This is a genomic window from Citreimonas sp. (assembly GCF_042096055.1).
GTDB lineage: Bacteria > Pseudomonadota > Alphaproteobacteria > Rhodobacterales > Rhodobacteraceae > Citreimonas.
Map to the genome: position 1 here is coordinate 1 of NZ_JBELMH010000155.1, position 3,463 is coordinate 3,463.

General features: G+C 71.8%; 3 protein-coding genes. 2 read left to right on the forward strand and 1 reads right to left on the reverse strand.

Going from position 1 to position 3,463, the window contains the following annotated elements; all coding sequences use genetic code 11:
• Nucleotides 1-322: tRNA-guanine transglycosylase (locus ACFDTC_RS17870; RefSeq protein WP_375260227.1), on the reverse strand; the 322-nt coding region annotated here is incomplete at its 3' end.
• 180 nt (nt 323-502) lie between these two features.
• Between ACFDTC_RS17870 and ACFDTC_RS17875 the strand changes: the two genes are divergently transcribed.
• Nucleotides 503-1,531, forward strand: coding sequence for a glycosyltransferase family 2 protein (locus tag ACFDTC_RS17875; protein WP_375260228.1), 1,029 nt, complete (start codon nt 503-505; stop codon nt 1,529-1,531).
• 123 nt (nt 1,532-1,654) lie between these two features.
• On the forward strand, nt 1,655-3,331 hold the full coding sequence (locus ACFDTC_RS17880; protein ID WP_375260229.1) for a DEAD/DEAH box helicase: 1,677 nt from the start codon (nt 1,655-1,657) through the stop codon (nt 3,329-3,331).
• The last annotated feature ends 132 nt before the right edge of the window (nt 3,332-3,463 follow it).

A 3,463-nucleotide genomic window follows, 5' to 3' on the forward strand; every position in this document is an offset into this window, starting at 1 on the left:
TCAGCTTGCGCAGGCCGGCGAGGCTCATGACCTGGAAGCCGCCCGAGTCCGTCAGTATCGGCCCGTCCCAGTTCATGAAGCGGTGCAGCCCGCCCAGCCGGTCGACGCGCTCGGCGCCGGGGCGCAGCATCAGGTGGTACGTGTTGCCCAGCAGGATGTCTGCGCCCGTCTCGCGCACGCTTTCGGGCATCATGCCCTTCACCGTGGCGGCGGTGCCTACGGGCATGAAGGCCGGCGTGCGGATCGTGCCGCGCGGGGTGGTGATGGCGCCGGTGCGCGCGCGCCCGTCGCGGGCGGAGATCCGGAAATCGGTGGTTGGCATGGCGGTCCTCGGCGGGCGTGGCGTAGCACCTCCCCTGCCATTCCGCCGCCCCTCGCGCAAGCGCGGCGCGGCGGCAGGCGTGCGCGGCGATGCGGCGGCAGGCGTGCGCGGCGATCTTGTGCACGGCGCGGTCAGGCGACAGAGTGACCGCATGGCATCCCGCGCGCGCATCCCGTCCCCATGACCCGCTGGGGCCTCGTCACCACGGTCAAGGCGCCGGCGGACGCGATGCTGGACTTCGCCGCCTGGCACCTCGCGCAGGGCGCGGCGCGACTGCTGATCTACCTCGACGACCCCACGGGCCACCCGGCGCCGCCCGCGCTTGCCGCGCATCCCGCGGTCACGCTGACCGCCTGCGACGACACCTATTGGCGCGCCCGCGGGTTCCGGCCGACGAAGCACCAGGTCCGCCAGTGCGCCAACGCCAACCACGCGCTGGCCGGCGCGGACGGCCTCGACTGGCTGGGCCACGTGGACGTGGACGAGTTCCTGCTGCCCGCCGCCGACGCGCCCCCGCTTGGCGCGCAACTGGCCGCCCTGCCCCGCAACGCGCTATGCGCGCGCATCCGCCCGGTCGAGGCGCTGGCCCCCGCGCCCGGTGCGGACGCGTCGGTGCGTCACTTCAAGGCGCTGCATCCGGACCGCGCCAGCCGTGATCGCGCCGCGCGCGCCTGCTTCCCGCGCTGGGGCGCGCACCTGGCCGGCGGCTTCCTCAGCCACGTCGCGGGCAAGCTCTTCGTCCGCCCGGACGCCGGGCCGTGGGACTTGCGCATCCACAACGCGCGACGGGGCGAGCAACAGAACCCCGGCGAGGTCACGCTTGCAGGTACCGAGCTCGGCCATTTCCACGCGACAGACTGGGCGCATTTCCGCGACGCGCTGGCCTTCCGCCTGGACCGTGGCTCGTACCGGGCCGAGCTGCGCCCGCCCATGCGCCGCGAGGGCGCGCCGCGCCTGCACGACCTGCTGGGCACCCTGCGCGACACCGAGGGCGAGCCCGGCCTGCGCGCCTTCTTCGACGAGGTCTGCACCGCCACGCCGGCGCTCTGCGACCGGCTGGACGGGCACGGACTGCTGCGCCGCCATCGCATGGACCTGGCGGGCCTGCGCGCCGCACATTTCCCGCCGCGAACCCCAGAAGCCGCCCGCGACGCTACGGAAGCGGCCGAAATGGGCCGCATCGGCCCCGCGAAAGGGCCTGTCGATTGACGTTGGCGCATTATTTCCCTACGTAGCGCACAGGGTCGCGATGCGACGTCACGCAGGGCCACCCGGGCCCGACCCGAAGCCAGCCGCGCGGGCCGTGTCAGTGTCCGCTTTGAACGGACGCATATGACAAAATTCTCTGATCTGAATCTCAGCCCCAAGGTGCTCAAGGCCGTCGAGGAAGCCGGCTACGAGACGCCGACCCCGATCCAGTCGGGCGCCATCCCGCCCGCCCTCGAAGGGCGCGACGTTCTGGGGATCGCACAGACCGGCACCGGCAAGACCGCCGGCTTCACCCTGCCGATGATCTCGATGCTCGCCCGCGGCCGCGCCCGCGCGCGGATGCCGCGCAGCCTGGTGCTGTGCCCGACGCGCGAACTCGCCGCGCAGGTGGCCGAGAACTTCGACACCTATTCCAAGCACGTGAAGCTGACCAAGGCGCTGCTGATCGGCGGCGTGTCCTTCAAGGAACAGGACGTGCTGATCGACAAGGGCGTCGACGTCCTGATCGCGACGCCCGGCCGCCTGCTCGACCATTTCGAGCGGGGCAAGCTGATCCTGAACGACGTCAAGATCATGGTCGTGGACGAAGCCGACCGCATGCTCGACATGGGCTTCATCCCCGACATCGAGCGGATCTTCAACCTGACGCCGATGACGCGCCAGACGCTGTTCTTCTCGGCCACCATGGCGCCCGAGATCGAGCGCATCACCAACACGTTCCTCAACAACCCCGCGCGGATCGAGGTCGCCCGCCAGGCCACCGCGTCCGAGACGATCGAACAGGGCGTCGTGGTGGTGAAACCCTCGCGCAAGGACCGCGAGGCGGGCGAGAAGCGCGCCGTGCTGCGCGCGCTGATCGACGCCGAGGGCGAGGCCTGCACCAACGCCATCGTGTTCTGCAACCGCAAGGTCGACGTCGACATCGTCTCGAAGAGCCTCAAGAAGAACGGCTATGACGCGGCGGCGATCCACGGCGATCTGGACCAGTCGCAGCGCACCCGCACGCTTGACGGCTTCCGCAACGGCGAGTTGCGCATTTTGGTGGCCTCTGACGTGGCCGCGCGCGGCCTCGACGTGCCGGCCGTCAGCCACGTGTTCAACTACGACGTGCCCAGCCACGCCGAGGATTACGTGCACCGCATCGGCCGCACCGGCCGCGCCGGGCGCGAGGGCAAGGCCTTCACCATCAGCACGCCGCGCGACGACAAGTATCTCGACGCGGTCGAGAAGCTGCTGCAGAAGCCGATCCCGCGCGTCGCCAATCCGCTGGGCGAACCCGCCGAGCCGGCCGACGCGGCCGCCCCCGAGGCCGACGCGCCCGAGGCGAAGCCCGCCCGCACGCGCACCCGGACCCGCCGCAGCCGCGGAGGCGACGACAAGCCCAAGGCCGAAGCAGCCGCGACCGAGGCGCCGGTCGCCGACGCGACGCCGGCCGAGAACACTGCAGCCGAAGCCCCCGCGGCGGAGGCGCCCGCGGCCGAGGCGCCCAAGCGCAGCCGGCGCAAGCCCGCGCCGAAGACCGACAAGGCACCGGCCGAGGCCGCACCGGCTCGGGACGAGGCCGCCCCCGCGCCCCAGGCGAATGACAACACCCCCGAGGCACCTCGCGACGAGACGCTCGACCGGCCCGCACGCGGCGGCCGCCCGGCACGCGGCGGTCGTGGCAACGCACGGCGCGAACCCGGCGACATGCGCGCCGAGGACGTGCCCGTGATGAACAACAAGGGCAACACCGTTGGCATGGGCGAGCACATGCCCGAGTTCATCGCCCTCAGCTTCGAGGAGCGGCGCGCCGGCTGAGCGCACCGCCGCGACAGGCGAACATGAAAAAAGCCGCCCCGATCCGGGGCGGCTTTCGTGTTTCGGACACCGCGCTCGGTCTCAGTCCTCGAGCTTGGCGTCCATCGTGATTTCGGCGGTCAGCAGCTTCGA